General features: G+C 54.4%; 15 protein-coding genes and 2 pseudogenes. 12 read left to right on the forward strand and 5 right to left on the reverse strand.

What is annotated here, in order from left to right:
- Window positions 1-1,684: 1,684 nt before the first annotated feature.
- The 11 genes and pseudogenes from JMJ16_RS33305 (at window position 1,685) to JMJ16_RS33355 (ending at window position 14,267) form a co-directional block, all read left to right on the forward strand.
- The gene (locus JMJ16_RS33305; RefSeq protein ID WP_236601788.1) at window positions 1,685-2,236 is read left to right on the forward strand and encodes a reverse transcriptase domain-containing protein; all 552 of its coding nucleotides are present in this window, start codon (window positions 1,685-1,687) and stop codon (window positions 2,234-2,236) included.
- A gap of 610 nt (window positions 2,237-2,846) precedes the next feature.
- Entirely contained in the window at window positions 2,847-4,652 is a 1,806-nt protein-coding gene (gene ltrA / locus JMJ16_RS33310) for a group II intron reverse transcriptase/maturase (RefSeq protein WP_201388598.1), read from the forward strand.
- A 78-nt stretch (window positions 4,653-4,730) separates the two neighbouring features.
- Window positions 4,731-6,083 carry a reverse transcriptase/maturase family protein gene (locus JMJ16_RS33315; RefSeq protein ID WP_236601789.1) on the forward strand — a complete coding sequence of 451 codons (1,353 nt, stop codon included), beginning with the start codon at window positions 4,731-4,733 and terminating at the stop codon, window positions 6,081-6,083.
- A gap of 1,155 nt (window positions 6,084-7,238) precedes the next feature.
- Window positions 7,239-8,384 carry an N-acetylmuramoyl-L-alanine amidase gene (locus JMJ16_RS33320; protein WP_201388600.1) on the forward strand — a complete coding sequence of 382 codons (1,146 nt, stop codon included), beginning with the start codon at window positions 7,239-7,241 and terminating at the stop codon, window positions 8,382-8,384.
- A gap of 205 nt (window positions 8,385-8,589) precedes the next feature.
- A complete protein-coding gene (locus JMJ16_RS33325; protein ID WP_201388602.1) occupies window positions 8,590-8,904 on the forward strand; it encodes a hypothetical protein in 315 nt (104 codons plus the stop codon).
- 42 nt (window positions 8,905-8,946) lie between these two features.
- The gene (locus JMJ16_RS33330) at window positions 8,947-9,369 is read left to right on the forward strand and encodes a hypothetical protein (protein WP_201388604.1); all 423 of its coding nucleotides are present in this window, start codon (window positions 8,947-8,949) and stop codon (window positions 9,367-9,369) included.
- Between the two features lie 447 nt (window positions 9,370-9,816).
- Window positions 9,817-10,179 (forward strand): annotated as a pseudogene (locus JMJ16_RS33335) (class I SAM-dependent methyltransferase); the annotation flags it as partial.
- Window positions 10,180-10,372: 193 nt separating this feature from the next.
- Window positions 10,373-10,558, forward strand: coding sequence for a DUF998 domain-containing protein (locus JMJ16_RS57415; protein ID WP_374229135.1), 186 nt, complete (start codon window positions 10,373-10,375; stop codon window positions 10,556-10,558).
- A gap of 863 nt (window positions 10,559-11,421) precedes the next feature.
- A complete protein-coding gene (locus JMJ16_RS33345) occupies window positions 11,422-11,775 on the forward strand; it encodes a hypothetical protein (RefSeq protein ID WP_201388610.1) in 354 nt (117 codons plus the stop codon).
- A 17-nt stretch (window positions 11,776-11,792) separates the two neighbouring features.
- A complete protein-coding gene (locus tag JMJ16_RS33350; protein WP_201388612.1) occupies window positions 11,793-12,602 on the forward strand; it encodes an alpha/beta fold hydrolase in 810 nt (269 codons plus the stop codon).
- A gap of 42 nt (window positions 12,603-12,644) precedes the next feature.
- Complete coding sequence (locus JMJ16_RS33355) at window positions 12,645-14,267, forward strand: cytochrome P450 (protein WP_201388614.1); 1,623 nt, start codon at window positions 12,645-12,647, stop codon at window positions 14,265-14,267.
- Window positions 14,268-14,522: 255 nt separating this feature from the next.
- Here the strand turns inward: JMJ16_RS33355 and JMJ16_RS33360 are convergent, their stop codons facing one another.
- On the reverse strand, window positions 14,523-15,884 hold the full coding sequence (locus tag JMJ16_RS33360; protein WP_201388616.1) for an NAD(P)/FAD-dependent oxidoreductase: 1,362 nt from the start codon (window positions 15,882-15,884) through the stop codon (window positions 14,523-14,525).
- Window positions 15,885-15,995: 111 nt separating this feature from the next.
- Here JMJ16_RS33360 and JMJ16_RS33365 point away from each other — a divergent pair, with 111 nt between their 5' ends.
- Entirely contained in the window at window positions 15,996-16,562 is a 567-nt protein-coding gene (locus tag JMJ16_RS33365) for a MarR family winged helix-turn-helix transcriptional regulator (RefSeq protein WP_201388618.1), read from the forward strand.
- Between the two features lie 107 nt (window positions 16,563-16,669).
- Here the strand turns inward: JMJ16_RS33365 and JMJ16_RS33370 are convergent, their stop codons facing one another.
- The 4 genes and pseudogenes from JMJ16_RS33370 to JMJ16_RS56180 all read right to left on the reverse strand — a co-directional run bounded on the left by JMJ16_RS33370 (window position 16,670) and on the right by JMJ16_RS56180 (window position 18,845).
- Entirely contained in the window at window positions 16,670-17,116 is a 447-nt protein-coding gene (locus JMJ16_RS33370) for a hypothetical protein (RefSeq protein ID WP_236601790.1), read from the reverse strand.
- 82 nt (window positions 17,117-17,198) lie between these two features.
- A pseudogene (locus JMJ16_RS33375) lies at window positions 17,199-17,411 on the reverse strand (ATP-binding protein); the annotation flags it as partial.
- Between the two features lie 903 nt (window positions 17,412-18,314).
- Complete coding sequence (locus tag JMJ16_RS33380; protein WP_236601791.1) at window positions 18,315-18,539, reverse strand: hypothetical protein; 225 nt, start codon at window positions 18,537-18,539, stop codon at window positions 18,315-18,317.
- 183 nt (window positions 18,540-18,722) lie between these two features.
- Window positions 18,723-18,845 carry a hypothetical protein gene (locus JMJ16_RS56180; protein ID WP_255553258.1) on the reverse strand — a complete coding sequence of 41 codons (123 nt, stop codon included), beginning with the start codon at window positions 18,843-18,845 and terminating at the stop codon, window positions 18,723-18,725.
- Between the last annotated feature and the right edge of the window lie 39 nt (window positions 18,846-18,884).

The raw sequence follows: 18,884 nt of genomic DNA on the forward strand, positions 1-18,884 counted from the left end.
ACGAAGCATGGGCCGTCAGCCAGGCGCGCCACACCTCCTCGTTTCCGGGTATGATCGACTGCGGTGGATGTTCAGGTGTATGAAGAACATACTTGTGGTCTTCGGCAGACCACATGAGTGCATGAGCAGGTGGTTTTGGCATAGGCTCCTTGTCTATAACAAATGACTTCCCCAAATCCCCAACATGGATGAGTATAGCACGTCTCTTGAAGCCTGTCGAAGAACGACCTGCCAGATGTCCGACGTGATGCAGACAAAGTGCGCATCACCCCCTGGAAGCCGAAATTCCTGAAAGCGTAGAAGAACTGGCACGCAAAGCGTATGCGAAGGTGAGGCCAATTAATTATCACAAAAGTCTGGATGGAACTAAAGTAACCACCTATGCCCAGTGGCGTAGTCAAGCAGATTTCGAGGCGATGTTGCAGAGTCCTGAAACTGCTCCCCAGTTCCGAGCCCTCTCACAGCTTGCCACGAGTTTCGAGCCCATCTCTATAAGGTCGTCTTTGTTGATGAGGCCGTAGCTGAGTGAGGTTTCCCCTTTCGCCTCGCATCTCTTCACTCCGGACAGATAAAGAAGAAGGGACACGTCGGACAGCGAGCTGGCTCTAAGGGGCGTGCCGGAAATTCGCGCTTCTCAATACTGTGAAGCGAGCGTTCGATCTCGTCATAGAGCTGCCGCTCCTTTTTCGACGTAATCATGAGGTAGGGCTAGGAGTGCGCCTGTTCGCTTATCGAGGAGTTGCTTAAAGAGCCGTACTTGAGTAGTGGTACGAGGGGTAAGCGGCCTGCGTCCAGCAGTGGCACTGTTGGGGGGGGGAAGCCCGCTGACAATGTACCGGATGGGTCTAGCCAAAAGAGCCATCGGGCTACCCCTGTGATCTATGCTGACGAATGGGGCATCGCCCCGCGAAGGAACCTGCGTAAGTGTCGTTACGCGCCGTCGGGGGAAATGGCTGACACCCCCTAGCCAAAATGGCATGGCGGCTGGCTCATAGGCTTCTTGGTCCCATGAGTGCTACTTCATTGCCCGCCCGGCGTAAAGCAGGCAGCTACGGATTGCTATCACTTCTCGATGGGAAATCAGGGAACGCTCATACCACCAGTGCTCGTAAGAGCCGCGAGAATGCCAGCGGGTGGGAGAGCGGACGGAGGCGGCGTAGTATTGCGCCCATGTGGCATAGAAGTCTCTGCCTCGGAAGAGGCATCACTGGAGCAACGTGATTAAAGCAGCATCTTATCTATCCTTACAAGAGGGTAGAGATACCTTCACCCGAAAGGCGTGAGGGGACAAGAGCATGATGTTAGGACGGCTGATGAAATTCAAGCACTATGAATCAGAGGTCAGCCAGCTAGGTCGTGTGTGGTGAAAACAGCATTGTTTGAAGCCAAGTCGTGGTGGAGACCCGCCAGCCCACAGGAGACAGTGCTATCGCCTGTGCTCAGCGTTGCAGGAAACGCTACTATTTTCTTGCAAAGCTCCTGCTGAGACCAGCCCGTAAGGAACGGGAAACGACGTAATGGACACCTGAAGCACGAAGCGAGACTTCTAGAGCAACTTGGGGATGGCCTACAGCCTGTGAAGGCCAAGGTCACGGAGGAACCGTAGTAGTCGGCACGAGGGAACGAGTAACCTCGCACATGGCGAAGGGTTCTAGGGAATCAGCTTAATTCTAAGGAGGTTGACTTGGACGAGTCACAGAAGACCTTACAGAGACTTGAGCGCCTACGACAACTGAATACGGACAGGAACTGGACCAATACGAACCTCTATCGACTTTTGTTTAAAGAGGATTTGTATATTGTCGCCTATGAAAGGATCAAATCAGCCCCAGGAAACTTCACTCCTGGTTCGGATAAGAAAACCATTGACGGATTCTCTTTGGATACTATCCACGAGATCATCCAAGAAATGCGAACAGAGCAGTTCCAATTCCAACCCGTCCGAACCGTCTACCTACCAAAACCAAATGGCAAGAAAAGGAAATTGGGTATTCCGTCCACACGGGATAAGATCGTACAAGAAGTCATTCGCATGATTCTTGAAGGTATCTACGAGAGCCCGTATGGACCCTATTTTCACGAGACAAGCCACGGATTTCGACCCAACCGGAGTTGTCACACAGCACTACGGGAAATACGCGGCAAATGGCACGCCACCAATTGGTTCCTCGAAGGCGATATTTCCGCGTGTTTCGACGCCGGGCGTCCGTTCGGGTGCCAGATGACCAGGCTGTGAACAGCCTACGGACAGGATGAAGCTGCCCGTTCCTAACCTCTCCCGCCCTGTCGATCTCACTCGGCAGGGGGCGCAGATGACGAAGCAGATAAGCGCTGTGCGTACCGGTTAGCCCGGAGAGGGACATGCGGCGCATGTGCGGGAAGTCGTCGTACCAAGAGGCATGTGCTGCGAGGAGAGCTGACTATGGTAAGCAGGTCGAATCTGCGAAGGATAGAGCCACTAAAATAGCACACCCGGCTCAGGACGACTGAAGGGCCGATGAGATCAGACGAACAGGCTACTCGTTGGTCGTAGCTGTTCCCTCGCTCTGCGAGTGCTGTAGAGGCTTCATCATCACCAAAGCAGGAATGATCTCAGCGTAGCAAAGGCTACGCATGTGGTTGTCCTACCTACAATCAGTGGGTAAAGTGATCTGGCGCTACCGGAGAACCATATGCCGCTCACTCCTTCAAAGGTTGTTTTTTTTGAAGGATAGGTGGTGAGGACACCGAAGAGGACATATGGGGCGGAACCGCCGTAGTACTCTGAGCGCGGGAGAGCCGCGAACACGGGGAAGGGCGGTAGCGTTGACGGTGTTTTAGTACCAAAAGACGAGGGAACTAGACCCTTGAACAACGTCAAACAGGAACAAACACACCTTGCGAAACTTGCTGCAAGCGATCCAGACAAACGCTTTCGCAGACTCTATCGACTCATCTGTCAACCGGAATGGCTCATGAAAGCTCTCGATGCCATCCGTGCCAACAAAGGCTTTAACACCCCAGGCCCGGATGGAATACGGGGGGAAGATCTCGACCGGAACCAGATTGAGCAACTCGCTGAGAAATTACGCAATGGAACGTATCAACCGACTCCAGTGAGGCGAATATACATCCCCAAGCGTACCGGGAAGTTGCGTCCTCTCGGACTCCCCTCGGCTGAAGATAAAGTCGTGCAGAGCGCTATTAAGCTCGTTCTCGAACCCATTTACGAATGTGTCTTCCGAGACTGTTCTCATGGGTTCCGACCAGAGCGAAGTTGCCAGACGGCTCTTCGTGCCTACCTGCGAAGTGGGACCCCGACCTGGACGATCGAAGGGGATTTGAAAAGCTACTTCGACATGATGGATCATGGAGTCCTCCTGACCCTCCTTCGCAAGAAGATCGCCGACGAACGTCTTCTCGATCTCATCCACAAATTTTTGAAAGCAGGATACCTGGAAAACTGGCATTGGCACGAAACGTGGAGTGGAGCCCCTCAAGGTTCAGTGCTCTCACCATTGCTGTCCAATGTGATGCTCCACGAATTCGACCAGTATATGGAAGAAACGTGGGGAACCAATCGGCCCTCAGAGCGAGGACATGCCGCCAAAAATCCTGCCTACAACCGGGTGAATCTGAAGATTAACCGCCTCAGTCATCGCATCGCACGAGAGACCGATCAAGAAAAACGAGCAACGATGCTTCGACAACTTCACTGCCTGCAAGAGGAGCGGAAACGAATCCCCAGCAGGAAGCCAGCCAAGCGGCTGACGTTCATTCGGTATGCCGATGACTGGGTAATTTTGCTGTATGAGCACTCCAAAGACGAAGCCAGAGCCGTGAAAGCACAGATTGCCGAGTGGCTCAAGACCACGCTCAAGCTCACGTTAAGCCCAGAGAAAACGCTGATTACTCACTGGACGGACAGGGTGAGCTTTCTGGGTTTTGAACTGCGAGGGATCAAATCTCATGACAATGGAGCCAGACGTGCCCCCAGACTCATCATTCCTCATGACACCGAGGAACGAGTCAAGCACACAGTCGCGAAACTGACCCGTCAAAACTTCATCGACCCAGGGGATATGATCGACTCCGTCAACCTTGTCTTGAAGGGGTGGATGAACTACTATTGCTACGCCACCAATCCCCATCGTGTCATTGCCAGAGTTCTGCACCACGCCTTCTGGTGCCTCGTTCGCTATCTGAACAAGCGAAAGAAGCAACGAGGAGCAAAGAAAGTGATGCGGCACTACTACGGGACGGTCAAAGGCAAGAAAACGCTGGTCTACACCTCGCCGCTCACAGGACGACAAATCTCGCTGGTTCGCTCAACCGGTCGGAAATCGCTCTACAAGCTCAAATGCGATCAGGTTGATGTGGACACACGAAAGCATCCTTGGATGAATTACTCAGCCTCGGTTGGTCGAAGTCCCTGGCAACGAGCGGAAATCAAAGCGGACCAACAAGGACGGTGTGCTCAATGCAGAGCAACCATCACAGAAGTTCACCATCGAAATGCCCTCAGCAAGAAAGTCAATGCGAGTCAGTCTGGATATGCAGCAACCAAAGTGGGATTGTGCCATACTTGTCATCTGGCACGAACTCATCAACAGCAACAAAGTAAGAGTCAACAGGGAAAGCTGAGTACTCCGAAAGGGGTCCGCTCAGTTTGAGGGAGCACGGTGGAGAAACCTACTCATGAAAGTGGGCCAGGCGCTCCACCTTGACTCCACATCGACCACGGCATCCTCGTGAAATTGCTTCGCAAGAAGATACAAGATGAACGTTTCCTCAACCTCATTTGGAAACTCCTTCGAGCAGGATACCTGGACCTACAAGAAGCGAGACAAGAGAGCCTGGCAGGCACACCACAAGGCGGATTAGCCAGCCCAATCCTCGCAAATGTATACCTCCATGAACTCGATGAAAAAGCAGAGGAGATACGCAGGCGCATGGAACAAGGCAAGAAAAAACGTCCCAATCGACTCTACACGAAGCTCTCGAAACGCAAATTACGCCTTGTCAAGGAAGGAGCAACGCAGACCAAAGAATTCCACGAACTAGTACAGCGCATTAGAAGTATTCCCGCAGTAGAAGTGAATGACTCAAACTTCATTCGCATCAAATACCTGAGATACGCCGATGACTGGTTGGTGGGAATATGCGGGCCAAGAACACTCGCAGAACAAGTAAAAGAGGAACTCAATGTCTTCCTCAGAGAAAGCCTCAAGCTTACCCTCAGCGAGGAGAAAACCTGCATTACCCATGCCCGTAAAGAACAGGCGCAATTTCTGGGTACCCAACTCTGTATCGGAAGAGGGGGAATTCAACGAATTGTCACCACCACCAACGGCTCAGGAAAACCGATCAAACGTCGATCCACTGGCTCTGAAATGATCATGACCGCGCCCATGAGCAAGCTCATCAAGAGATTGCAGAGCAAGGGATTCTGCACAGCAGCAGGCCACCCCCACAGCAAAAAGGGATGGATTCACCTCGACGCAGATCAAATCGTGGCGCTCTACAACGGGATCAATCGAGGGATACAAAACTACTACCGCTTCGTGGACAATTTTAATCATCTCACCCAAATTCAATACATTCTGAGGTTTTCACTGGCAAAGACGCTAGCAGCCAAATACAAATGCTCTGCGAGACAGGTGTTCCGCAAGCTCGGGACATCGCTCACTATCACGGTGAAAGCGGAAGACGGAAAACGGGACCGCCATGTCTCATTCTTCCTCAACAAAGACTGGAAAAAGCAACGAAACGGCTTTCAAATCAGCGATCCATCCATCGATGCACTTCGATGGAGTATCAGAATGCGAACCCGCTCTAAATTGGGGAAACCATGCTGCATTTGTAACACCTCGGAACAAGTAGAAATGCACCATGTGCGTCACATCCGTAAAACGGGTGGAAACAAACCTGTAGGCTTCAATGCCATCCTACGAGCAATGAACCGAAAACAAATTCCTGTCTGTATCATGTGCCATCAGAAAATCCATTGCGGCGATTATGACGGAATGCGCCTCTCTGACTTGGCATACAACCCTTACGAATCAGAAAAACGTAGGAGATTCCGTGAGAGCCGGATGCGGTGACAAGCCGCACGTCCGGTTCGGGAGGGGGAGGTTGGTGTTCTTGAGCAATCAAGACCTGGCCTTCTACCTCACGCCAAATGCCTTCCTGTAATGGGAAGGATAAGGTAGAAGGTCCGCCAGGGTAAGTCTTTGAAAAACGGAATAAACAGATGAAGGGAGGAATGCAGATGACGAGAGGCTAGACCTCTTGGTGCACCTTCCCATGGGTTTCCATGAATCTGCTCTTCGCGAGTACTTGGACCCAACTGGAAAGCGCAGTGCGGTAAAAGTCGCATGCTGCGTTTGGAGGGGGGGAAAGGCCGCAAGGCCCTACCTATCCCTACTCACTGCAAGCAAACTGGCGTGGACTGGCGACTCATCAAAGGGGCGTAGATCTCGTCGTTATTTCCACTCTTCTCTGCTGATACCCTAGATATGAAGCGGTTTGCTCAAGTCAATGTGTCCCAGTGCTCACATTGGAGGGCAAGTGCTTACGTTGGAGGGCCAAACCTGCCCACTTGGTAGGGTATTTACCAGCAGGTCGAAGAGGAACGACAATGGATGGATATGGCACTCTATCAGTAAGGCGACCCGGAGAAGCTGAGATAATGCATGCGAATGTCTCACAGATGATTTTTCCATTCTTCTTCTAAAGAAATGACTGATTTTGTCAGAATTCGCTTTCAACCATGGCGCAGTATACTATCGGTGCTAATAGCCTGCTACTTGCTGCATAAATTGAGCAAGCAAAATATGATATACTGTTGCTGAGGCAAAAAGTATACAAAGTCATGTTCCTGCTTGTTGGCATGAATAGTGTGCAGACGCAGCGCCGCGTCATTGCAGAGATATAGTGCAAAGATGCATGTATCGAGTGATCCTCCCAGGTGCGAGTGAGTAGTTTTACGAGCTATTTCTCACCCACTCTATATACAATGCATGCTTTTGCTGACTCTCAGGCCCTTGCTGATCTTGGTCTCCTTATTGGTCTGACAACTACTTGTCCAGTTGTGTTTTTGTCTGGTCAGCAAACAAAAAAGGCTTATTTGCAAGAAGCCTTGAGGGAGAAGTGGCATGGCACTCGGTACAAGTCGCATTACTTGAACAACCTGTGTGTATTTGATGTCCGTTAGATTGATTCTTCTCGATATATTTGCATGAAGAAAGGATTTCTCGATGTGTATCAATTGTGAGGGTGAAGGTAGGCAGCCTCAACCGCAGGAAATACGACGTCGAACCATTTTGAAGACGGGTCTGGGTGTTGTTACTGCTATGGGCCTGGGAGGGCTGCAACTTTTGACGTTGGCTCCCCATGCCTCAGCTCACACCCTGGACGGTGCCGCTCCCGAGATCATCAGTTGCGATGAGTGGGGGGCACGTCCACCCTCTTCAGCCATAACGGTGCTGAATAAGAAGGCAACGAAGATTCTGGTGCATCATACTGCATTCCCTAATGTGACTGATTACTCGCGTGACCAGGCTATCAAGTTGGCACATGATATCCAGAATTTGCATATGGACACGAATGGCTGGATTGATACAGGTCAACACTTCACTGTTAGCCGTGGTGGGTATATCACTGAGGGTCGCCATCGCAGCCTGGAAGTACTCCAGACCGCGGACCGCTTTGTGCAAAGCGCGCACTGCCCGTATCTCAACCAGGAGGCCATCGGTATTGAGAACGAGGGCACCTATATCGATGTTCTGCCTCCCGAAGTGCTGTGGAACTCCCTCGTCGATCTGTGTGTGTATACCTGTCAGCAGTATGGGTTTGGTGCGAACGTCATCTTTGGACATTGGAACTTCCAGGAGACTGATTGCCCGGGTATCATGTTCTATAGCAAATTCCCTCAGTTGCGTCGCGAGGTAGCGGCAAAACTGGGACAGAGTATGCCCGAGCGCACCTGGGTCGATCTGCGTTGGGGAGTTCGTGGTGATACAGTTCGAGCGTTGCAATACGTCTTGCGTGCCCAGGGCAGCGATGTCGTGATTAGCGGTACCTATGATGATCCAACCTATCAGCTTGTGACGGCCTTTCAGCGTGCCAAGGGCATTACGCCTGACGGGTACACACGCAATGACACCTGGGAGGCGCTGGTGGGTACTATTCGCCTCGATAACCAGAGCCAGGGTGACTACGTCAATGCCGTGCAGGTCATTCTTAAGCGCAACGGCTACGATGTTACCGTCAATGGCCAGTACGACTATGCGACCATGAAGGCGGTCAAGCAAGTGCAGTCGCTGCACCTGCTTCCCCCAACTGGCAAGGTTGACCTGGATGCCTGGTGTGCCATTATTGGTGGCGTACTCAGTCGCGGCTAATACCCCTGAGTGCTACGAACATATTTCCAGAGCGAGAGATGACTCCTCTGACAGTTGTCTCTCGCTCTGTGTTTTCAAAAGCGCGAGAGAAAGCCTTGGTGAGTTGTGATAGTAGATGCCAACGACTGGAGGCGCATAGTGTATGGAGTGTCAGTATGCATGCAATTGAGTATATGGCGGTGAGCACATTTAGACGATGAAGGATTTGATTTTTCGATTTGCGCGCACCTTTCGTCAACGGCTCATCGATGCGCATGCCGAGTCTCTGGTGCTTGAACCCATCTTGACAATCAGCAGGCAACGGGGCTGGCTCAAGGCGGGTGGCAAGCAGAGGACAGATTCAACCGCTGTGTTAGCTGCGGTGCGAGCGCTCAATAGCCTGGAAAGTGTCGGCAAGAGTATGCGTGCAGCTCTGGGCGATCTGGCGAAGGAGCATCCAGAGTGGCTACTCTTGCAACTGGATCCTAACTGGTTCGATCGCTATATTCACCGCTTTGAGATGACTCGCTTCCCAAAGTAAGAGAGCAAACAACAGGCCCTGCGCAAGCAAGTTGGAGAGGATGTGGCACGCCTTTTAACGTGTGTAGACCAGCAAGAGACCCCATCCTCTCTGCGTCTCTTGCCCTCTATCATCCGGCTCCGACAGGTCTTTGAGCAGCATTACGAGCGTGGACAGGCTGGGGTGCGATGGCGCGATGGGCCTGCAGTGAATAACGACGATCGGATGGTTTCGCCCTACGATGAACAGGCGCGCTCGTCACGCAAACGAGAATTGGTCTGGTTAGGCTACAAAGTGCATCTGACTGAGACCTGTGACCAAGAGGGGCAGGCACCTCATCTGATTGTCCAGGTTCATACCGTCCCAGCGACCGTTCCTGACGGCAAGGCAGTGGAACCGATCTTGGAGGATCTACGCGAACGCAAGATCGCCCCTTCGACCATGTTGGTAGATCGGCGGCCCGGCTCACCATGGCGCGCTCGGTAATCTCACCAATGGTGAGTGCCTCGAACCCTTGCTCCTCGATCGAAGCGATCGACGCTTCCCGCAATAACGTCTGTGTGCGCCTGAGACGTAAATTCTTGATCTGCTGAGTCATTTTGCGCTCCTTGTCTCATTTGGGACAAATCTTCCCGACTGAACCTTGTTTCCGTCTATCCATCCGACTACACTTGGGATCAGACAGTATCATCCATCTGAGAGAGTATGTCTCGGCTCAACCGACTTGTCAACATTCCGATCTGATCCATCGATGATGGGCCAGGATGAGTAGGAAGTGATGAGGCATTCTTCTCAAAAGAGAGAATATCTTGAGAAAGGAGCACGATCTATGCATTCGTTCACACATCACCGCCACAGCTCTGGAGGCGAGACACCAGCGAAAGAAACAAAAGGGCTGGTCGTCAACTCCGGCTGGCGTTACGACCTGGGAGAATGGTTCCACGACACTTTTTCGTTCCATGTGCCGTTTCGCAAGATCAGGCAGAGAACGATCAACCTGGCCTGCTTGCAACCTGGAGAGACGGTGCTGGATGTGGGCTGTGGCACGGGAACGCTGGCGCTGGAGCGGCACGTCGCGTGGGCAGTACGGGCCGCGTCGCAGGCATTGATCCAGGGACGCAGCAAATTATTCGTGCTCGCGCAAAAGCGGCCCGGCGCAATATCTCGGTCGAATTCCAGGTCGGGGTGATTGAGCAGCTCCCCTTCCCCGATCAGACCTTTGATGTGGTGTTCTCGACCTTGATGATGCATCATTTACCGGCTCCCCTCAAACGTCAGGGACTTGCGGAAATGGCTCGTGTGCTCAAACCTGGGGGACGACTGGTTACCGCTGACTTCAAGCACAAGCAGGAACGAGCTGGCTTGTCTGCGCGCTTTCATGTCGGAGGGAGCCGCATCCAAGAGCTGGAGGACCTCCTCAAGGAAGCTGGTTTCGACCGGGTGGGAACGGAGGAACTGCGCCCCGATCCTGTTCGCGATTGGCTTCGTGATGCAGGGCTTCCTCCGCACCGATCTGCGCCTGGGGTACAACCCGATCGCGCAGGAGGTCAGCGACCTGACGGCTGGTCCCTTTGGGTGGGTGCAGCAGGTGAACTTCATAGTGTTCGGGCTCCTGATTATCGCGTTTGCGGTAGGGTTGAGCCGAGGGGTGCGTGCGGCGGCATCCTGGAGGTAGGCCCGGCACTCGTCGGCTGGAACGGGATAGAGCTGATGATAGCCAGCTTCTTCCCCAAAAGCGAAAACGCCGCAGGGCACATCTATGATCCGCTCGGAGTACATATGATGAATGGCATGATCTTCTTCCTGAACATCGGGATCGTGCTCGTCGTGTTGTCGCTACGGTTTGCGCGTGATGAGAGATGGAGCGACCTTGCCCTCTACACAAGGGTTTTGGGCATCGCATTGTTCGTGATGTCTGTGCTCAATGGATATTTCGCGGCGGCGGTAGGAGACCCGTTACACCCCTGGTTGGGCCTGTTCCAGCGGATGATCCTTGCTGTGTGGTTCTTATGCCTCCTCATTCTTGCGCTCCGATTATGGCGCGTAGGGAGGAGCGATGTGGACACGCACCTGGTCGCCCCGTCAGCGGCGCTCTCTTCCAGCATGAGATCCGATCAGGCTGTGACCACCGGGATACCACGTTGGATGATCGTGTTTGGGATCATTACCCTTCTCCTCCTTCTGACGGTTGTGCTCATAGAGATCACCACCAACGGTATGGGTGGGATGCAAATGTCGATCCCCATGTACCTCTCGACCATCGCATATAGGGGGAAACGCTATGATCATGAAGCCCAGCCTACGCAAGGCCGCGCTCACCGCGCATGTCATGTTCTCGGTTGGCTGGTTTGGTGTGGTCGTTGTCTTCCTGACACTCTCCCTGGTCGGGATGACTAGCCAGGACCCCCAGTTGGTACGAGCCGCCTACCTTGCGATGGAGTTGACTGCCTGGTTTGCCATCGTTCCGTCCGCCTTCCTATCGGGGCTAACGGGGGTGATCTCGTCACTGGGCACGAAGTGGGGTTTGTTCCGCCACTATTGGGTCCTGCTGAAACTGCTGATCCCACCTTCCTCTTGATGGTCCACACGCAGGTGGTTGATCTACAGGTGGTTGATCTACTGGCGAGCATCGCGGCAAAGACGGGTGTCCTGGATGCCTATCCTAGTGGGATGCAGATCAAAATGATAGACACTTCTAGCGGTACTCTGGTGGTGTTAATCATGCTCACAGGGCTGGCGGTATACAAGCCACGATGCCTGACCCCTTATGGGCAACGGAAGCAGGATGAACAGGGGAAGAGGATCACCACAGAAGAGATCCCAACGAACCAGGTACAGGAAACGGCGCAAGAACGCGCAGGCAGCCCTGTTCGTGCAGCAATCTCGCAGTAAGTAAGAAAGGAAAGCAGATGAGTATCCTCAAGGTTCCTGGTGCGCAGTTATTTTACGAGGTGAGCGGCTCTGGGCCACTGCTGATCCTGATTCCAGGGGCCAGTGGTATAGGAGAGTCCTTCCGTCCGCTCACCCACCACCTGATCCCACAGTATCAGGTGGTCATCTACGACCGTCGTGGTTTTTTCAGCAGCCCCCTCGACGGTCCTGCCGACCCAGTTCACCGGCTTGAGACCGATGCCGATGATGTCCGGCGTTTGATCGAGAGTCTTTCGGACCAACCAGCGATTGTCTTTGACAGCAGTTCGGGAGTTATTGTTGCCCTCGAAGTCCTCATCTGTGCTCCAGAGCGGGTCCAGACGCTGGTTGCCCACGAACCGCCAGCCGTTTTCCTGTTGCCCGATGCGGCCTCCTGGCTGGCCTTTTTCGACGGGGTCTACGAGACCTACCGAGAGGATGGGATTCCCAAGGCCATGCAGCAGTTTGCCAGTGGGATACTTGGAAGCGTCGACCTCCAGGTACTGGAGCAGGTGAGGCGTGAGCATATAAATGCGTCTATCGTGTCCAAAACCAGGTACTGGATGGAGTACGAGCTGCGCCAGTATCCACGGGTACAGCTTGATCTGGTTGCTCTGGCTGCGCACGCCGAGCGGATTCTGCTTGGCGGGGGCTATGACTCCCAGGACCAGTTGCCCTACCAGCCGAACCAGGTGCTGGCGGAGCAGTTGGACTTCAGGGTCGTTGATTTCCCCGGCGGACATCTCGGCTTCCTGTCCTACCCGGCCTCGTTTGCGAAGGCACTCATGGACGCACTCAAAGACTTTTAGTGTCAGGATAGTACACGGCTTTTCCTGAGAGGAGAACAGCACATGTCTCAATCGACATTACCATCACAACCTACGATGACTCGACCAGCGCAAGCGAAGAGGCGCAAGCAATCACCTCCCGGACCGCCGTGGCAGACGGCACTCTGGAATACTCTCAGGTTTGGGAACCGGCCCCTCTCGTTCTTACGAGAACTGCGCGAGCGCTACGGTGATGTCGTGACACTACCAACGGTGCTCGGTCCCTGGACCCTGGTCTTTCATCCCGATGGCGTACGCCATGTCGTGCAGGAGAATCACAAAAACTACCGCAAGGGAGGGCTTTCCGATCAAGTGCTCAGGATGACGCTGGGCAATGGCCTGCTCACCAATAATGGAGACTCCTGGCTACAACAGCGTCGCCTAATCCAACCAGCCTTTCATCGAAGCCGTATCGCGGGCTTTGGCCAACTGATGACCGAGGGCGCGGTTTCCTGGCTTGATGAAATCAACCTCGACACGTCAGAGCCTCTCGATATGTTCCAGCAGATGAGTGGTTTGACCTTGACCATTGTGTGCAAGGCACTCTTTGGCGCGGACATGCTCCCCTATAAGCAGCGCGTGTTCCAGGCGCTGAGCACCGCCATTCGCCTGGAAGCGCACTCCTTTTACATGCCAGGGCTGATCTTCCTGCCGACCCCTCAGCGTTATCACCTGTATGAGGCGAGAGACACCCTCTACACCGTCGTTGATGAGTTGATCGCTGGGCGAAGGAACAGAGCGACCGAGAGCGAGAATGATCTGCTGACCATGCTCTTGCAGGCGCGGGATGAAGAGACAGGCCTTGGCATGAACGATCAGCAATTGCGCGATGAGGTCATCACGCTCATGGTAGCAGGTCATGAGACCACAGCCGGCGCGCTCACCTGGACACTTCTGCTGCTCTCACAGCACCCGGACATGGAAGCCAGGCTCGGAGAGGAGTACACCCGCGTCCTGGGCGGGCGTGCGGCGACAATAGAGGATCTGCCACAGCTCAAGCTTGGGCGTATGGTACTGGAGGAGTCCATGCGCCTCTATCCACCCGCATGGGCCTTTGGCCGCCAGGCCATCGATGAGGATGAGGTTGGTGGCTACCGCATCGCCAAAGGGGCGTTTGTCCTGATGTTTCCGGCAGTGACCCATCGGCACCCTGATTTCTGGGAGCGGCCTGATGTCTTCGACCCAGAGCGCTTTGCGCCGGAGCGAACAACTGGGCGTCATCGCTTTGCCTACATTCCCTTTGGGGGAGGCCCGCGCGTGTGTATCGGCAATCAGTTTGCTCTCACCGAAGCCCAACTCATTCTGGCAACGATCCTGCCTCGGTATCAGTTCCACCTCCTACCAGGGGCAAAAGTGGTCCCAGAGCCGCTGATCACGTTGCGACCACGAGGTGGCCTGCGGATGACGCTCCATCGGCTGGGAGAGTTTATGATCATGCCTAAGTCGGAGGGGAGCATGGAGGGGATGCCAATGGGAGACATGGAAACAATGGCTCTTGCCTCAATCAGCAATCTGGGTCCAGGGGAGACCAAAACGCTGGACTACACCTTTCCAGCATCGGAGGCTTTCTCCCACCCGGAGTTTGCCTGTTACCTGCCAGGTCATTACAAAGCAGGGATGAAGCTTGGCGTTGTTGTGAAAGCATAAGCAAGCGAGGGCGAGCAAGATGGGAACTAGCTTCACAGAACTCCTCATCTTGCTCTTATTTTTCCTCCCATTTTGAAGAAAAGAGGAACACCGCAAGCCATGCCCGTTGATTACAGAGGACGGGGCTTCCTTGCCGCAAACTCTGTGACAATTCCGTGGGTGTCTGCTCCTTTTCTTAAGGCAAGAGCAACCCACACCATTGTACAAATGCTCCTCACGGAATGCCAAAATGGACAGACTCGTGAGCTGGAAGCATTAATCTTCCTGCCGATCCGCCCCACGTCCGCGGCTGAAGGCGCGGGCCACAGCGCGTTTGGCTGGGGGAAGATGATTGACGGCGCGCAGCATCGTACGCTGGGTGGTCATGATGGCTGTTCCGATCACCGGCTTATTGATGGGTGCGTTGGGGTCCATCTGGGCAAGCGATTGCTTGACAGCCTCTGCACCGTATTTCTGCATCTTCTCCTCATAGCCGTGGATGGCGGTCAGCAGAGCCTGCTGGCCATCGTGCGCGGCCACGAGCTGCTTGCAGAGCAGGCGGGCGTCGCGCAGGGCAGTGTTGGCGCCGGCCCCCCGACCGGGGGTCATGGTGTGGATGGCGTCGCCCAGCAGGGTGACATTCGTGGTCGTCCAGGGCGCGATAGGCTGTGAGGTGCGAATGTTCACTGGCAGCGCCGTCGAGGGATCAGAGCGCGCGATCAGGGTGCGCAGGCTGGGATGCCAGGAGCTGGTCATTTCCCGGATCACCGCCACTAGTTCTTCCCCACGCAGGTTCATGGGATCGCGCGGGAATTGCTGGCGAGGCGCCCACAGGCCCCAGCCGATATAGTCGCTCTCATTGTCATATAACATGCCCGGCCACTGAGCCAGCACCTCAGCCTCATTCACGCCAATCCCTGGCTTGAGCTGGCCATCGTGCCGCCAGGGAAACTCCACCATATGCAGGATGAAACCAACGCCTCTGGGCGCAAAGACCATGCTCATGCCCTTCAACACCTTCTCCGAAACCAGCGCCACATTCTCCGGCGTCATCGGCACCTTGGCCCCCGCGGAGAGCAGACCCGTCTCCACCAGCGTGGCATGGGGCAGATATTGCCGGCGCACCCGCGAATTCGCCCCATCCGCCGCCACCAGGACCGTGCCCGTGGCGCTAGAGCCATCCGCAAAGAAGGCCATCACCGTGCCGTCGTCACGCTGCTCATAATGTGTAAACGTCTTATCAAAGTGGACAATATCCTCCAATCCACTCAAAAGCACCTGGCGCATCGTCATGCGACTGACTGTATGCTCGCGTCTCGCCGGATCAGGATCGCCTGTTAGCAGTGTACTCTCCAGGCTCATCAACTCCTTCATCTGCTCGGTGAGCATATTCAGGTAGAGCGGAGGCCGCGCACAGGTGGCGAGGAAGGTCTCGAACAGCTCGGGCGGCAGATTGGCCCGCAGGCCCCGAATGCCGTCGGGACCAATGCCAACGCGGAAGCCCTGCAGGGGATTGATGCGTGTGCGATCGCGTTCATACACCGCCACACTGATCCCGGCCTGCTTCAGACCCTGCGCCAGACACAGCCCGCCGGTGCCGGCCCCAATAATGAGAACATGCAGTGGTTGGGTAGACATCGAATTGCTCCTTCTGATACACTAATCTCAGTGGTCAAGCATCACATTGATTAAAAATGACAGCGACTTGATATTACAGTAACTAAATTATTTACGAAGGAGGGCGCAAAAATGTTGCAGCGGGATCAGAAAGGGGAGGACAGCATGGAGGAAGAGAGACGGACGCAGGCGAAAGCAGAAGAAAGCGGACCGGCCGCAGCGGGAGAGCTGCAGCGTGATCGCGCCGGGCTGCTGAGGGAGCTGGTCAATGAGATGCAGCGCAGCACCGATGTCTCGACCTTTTTTCTTCAGTTCGTGGCGGCCCGAACAGGCATCCATGTCACCGATATAAAAGTGCTGAGCCTGCTCTCGCGCCTGGGCCCGCTCAATGCGAGCCGCATCGCCGATCTCAGCGGCCTGACGACAGGGGCTATCACCTTTGTGCTCGATCGCCTGGAAAAGCTCGGCTATGCTCGTCGCGTGCGCTCTGCGAAAGATCGCCGCGTTGTGCTCACGGAGATCAATCCCGAAGCGCTCGCAGGCGGCTTCGGCAACTACTTTATGCGCATGGCCGAGATTACGGTCGAGGCCGCGACTCAGCTAACTGATGAGCAACTGGTTCTGATTGTTAATTTTACACAGAAGCTGAATAAGCGGGCGGAAGAGGTGTTGCAAGAAATGAAAAATGATAGTATGTAGCAACGGAACTTGCTTCTGTTAGGTCCGAGCAGCGATCGGTGTTCGCGCCAAACTTACCTTCCGCTTGCGCCAGACTCGTTTTCAATCCGCATGAGTGGCCTGAAACTCTATCCCTCTACCAGGCGGAGGATGGTTGTTTCTTGCCCTGGAAGGACTGGAACCTGGCGTATTTTGCCCCCTTTACCGTGGACGTGGGCGAGTACCACGTGTCCATCTGGCTGCCTCTCAATCTGGCCTACCCGTAGTGTTCGCGCTTCATGCCTCCGTAAGCCGGTTGCGCCAAGAAAGGCAAGAAGATCCTGCCAGTCTTCAGCGGACATGTGGCGAGGCCGTTTCTGATGTGAAGTGGAGGTACGAGATCGACGAATGGCCTCTCGGTGACGTGCCGGTAATGCCACTTCGCTGGCAAGGGAAGGGGAGCCAAAGAAGAGGCGCAAGGCGCTGCGCGTGGTGGAGAGTGTCCAGGGACTGTGGCCCTCCTGCACATGCAGGTGCAAGTAGGCAGAGACGAGCTCATCTGCACGTTGCGAAACGCGCGAAGGCGTCCATAGCAAGCAAGTCCGTCACGGGAGTACCATTCGTGCCCAAACACAGATCTCACGGGCTCAGATGACGCGCGTGGCGTGCTTTCCACACTCAGGCCTCCCTCCTCCTGGGCAGGGTGACGGTAAAGGTCGATCCTTTTCCGACCTCGCTGTCCACCACGATGGTTCCCCCATGGCCCTTGACGATCTCAGCCACAATAGAGAGCCCCATGCCCAGCCCGGGGATCGCTCGCAGCCTGGCAACATCGGCCCGATAGAAGCGCTCAAAAATCTTGTCGCACTGCTCTCGAGGGATGCCCAGGCCTCTGGATGGAAGAACTGGAGATGAGCCCATACGCTTTGTACCTGTTCAAGGGTAAGCCCGGTGTAGTCACTCCAGCGCTGGTTCACATACTCGTGCCAATCGTTGGGTCGTGCCGTCCAGACCAACTGGGGAATGGCATCGATCAGCGTGTTACATGATGCGGGAGTAACACGCTTGGTTTGCTTGCTCTTCAACATAGTGCAGTTAATATCCCTTTCACGTGTCCCAATCCCTGGTGGCGAAGATGCGAACCTGCTCTGAACTCAAGAGGTCTAGAGAAATGATCTGCTCTAGTCGAGAAACAAGCGAGCTGGCGCTTCGTATTCCCGGTCACGGCCTGTGCGCTTGTATTGGCATCCACAACCGTCTCCGTGTCATCGACGATAAATGAGGCACGGGGGAAGCGCCTCCAAGAGAAGACGTATGTTGAGGACGTGATGTGGGCAGAGCGCCCACTCATGTATTATCTGGGCACAGAGCATTCCCTCTCTTCTTTCCCCTTGCTCTGTCCCTTGGGCAAAAGGAGCATACGTGCTCGCTCAATGGAACGATATGTTACAACCTGGCTGGACGTTCACCACGCCATCATTCTTTAACAGATGATATTCTGCGTCTTTGCATGCACTCTACGGCACGTACCGTCTTCCTCTCTTCAAAGAGAGAGGGGCGCCATGCGCAACGGAGGTGAAAGACGTGCTCTCCTGAGCAAGCGTTCCCATGACTCTTCCTGTCGAGAACAGCCTTTTTCACAAAGATCAACATACAAAGGTCAACGTGTGAAAAAAGATTACCCCAAATTGTGCTGTTGTCAATAGGATTGTGCACAATCTAAATTTCTTCATGAGCGGAGGACGTCAAACGTGACTTGGCCATGCATTTCACGCTTGATATGCTTCAACCTGGTTACCTGGCCTTCGGTTCGCCCATTGCTTTCTGAGCGGGAGGGGCTATTGCACCCAAGCAAAAGACGATGATGTAGTAGTTGCCACCCACCATATAGGTGTTAACGGTTAATGTCAGGTTGATGGTCGCGACAATCTTTTCAAGCGTGGCGAAGAGCGCTTGTTGCGCGCTCCGACCAGGGACCTGAACCGCACGATACCAGGCGGGAAGAAGCAAATCCGTCATACGGATTCCTTTCCAAAAACACGCTCCCACCAGGAGCACGCGCGTCCAATGCTGCGTGACGCGTTTGCGCGCCTGGTGAGAGTGAAGGACGAAGAGAAAGAAGGAGAGTGAGAATGGCTGCTGGAGAAGGGGTAGAACGGGTAGTAGGAATGGGCGAAGAGCCTGGGCAAGAAGAGGTCTCGGTCATGAGCGAGGCTCTTCCCATTGGGCCGCCTCAAAGACCCTGGGCAAGAGGCGTTGCCAGAGCGTGTAGAGATGGAAGATGGAGGTTGGCTCTTCCTGTGGCAGGAGTGCCGCGTGAAGCATGTACCAAAAACACTCAGTGAACAGAGTGAAAGTGAAAAG

The sequence above is a fragment of the Ktedonobacter sp. SOSP1-52 genome (genome assembly GCF_016587395.1).

Coding starts and splice junctions, on each gene's coding strand:
- JMJ16_RS57415 (WP_374229135.1), top strand. CDS start 10,373: ATGCAGGGCTTCCTCCGCACCGATCTGCGCCTGGGGTACAACCCGATC.
- JMJ16_RS33355 (WP_201388614.1), top strand. CDS start 12,645: ATGTCTCAATCGACATTACCATCACAACCTACGATGACTCGACCAGCG.
- JMJ16_RS33380 (WP_236601791.1), bottom strand. CDS start 18,539: ATGACGGATTTGCTTCTTCCCGCCTGGTATCGTGCGGTTCAGGTCCCT.
- JMJ16_RS33320 (WP_201388600.1), top strand. CDS start 7,239: ATGTGTATCAATTGTGAGGGTGAAGGTAGGCAGCCTCAACCGCAGGAA.
- JMJ16_RS33360 (WP_201388616.1), bottom strand. CDS start 15,884: ATGTCTACCCAACCACTGCATGTTCTCATTATTGGGGCCGGCACCGGC.
- JMJ16_RS33365 (WP_201388618.1), top strand. CDS start 15,996: ATGTTGCAGCGGGATCAGAAAGGGGAGGACAGCATGGAGGAAGAGAGA.
- JMJ16_RS56180 (WP_255553258.1), bottom strand. CDS start 18,845: ATGCTTCACGCGGCACTCCTGCCACAGGAAGAGCCAACCTCCATCTTC.
- JMJ16_RS33350 (WP_201388612.1), top strand. CDS start 11,793: ATGAGTATCCTCAAGGTTCCTGGTGCGCAGTTATTTTACGAGGTGAGC.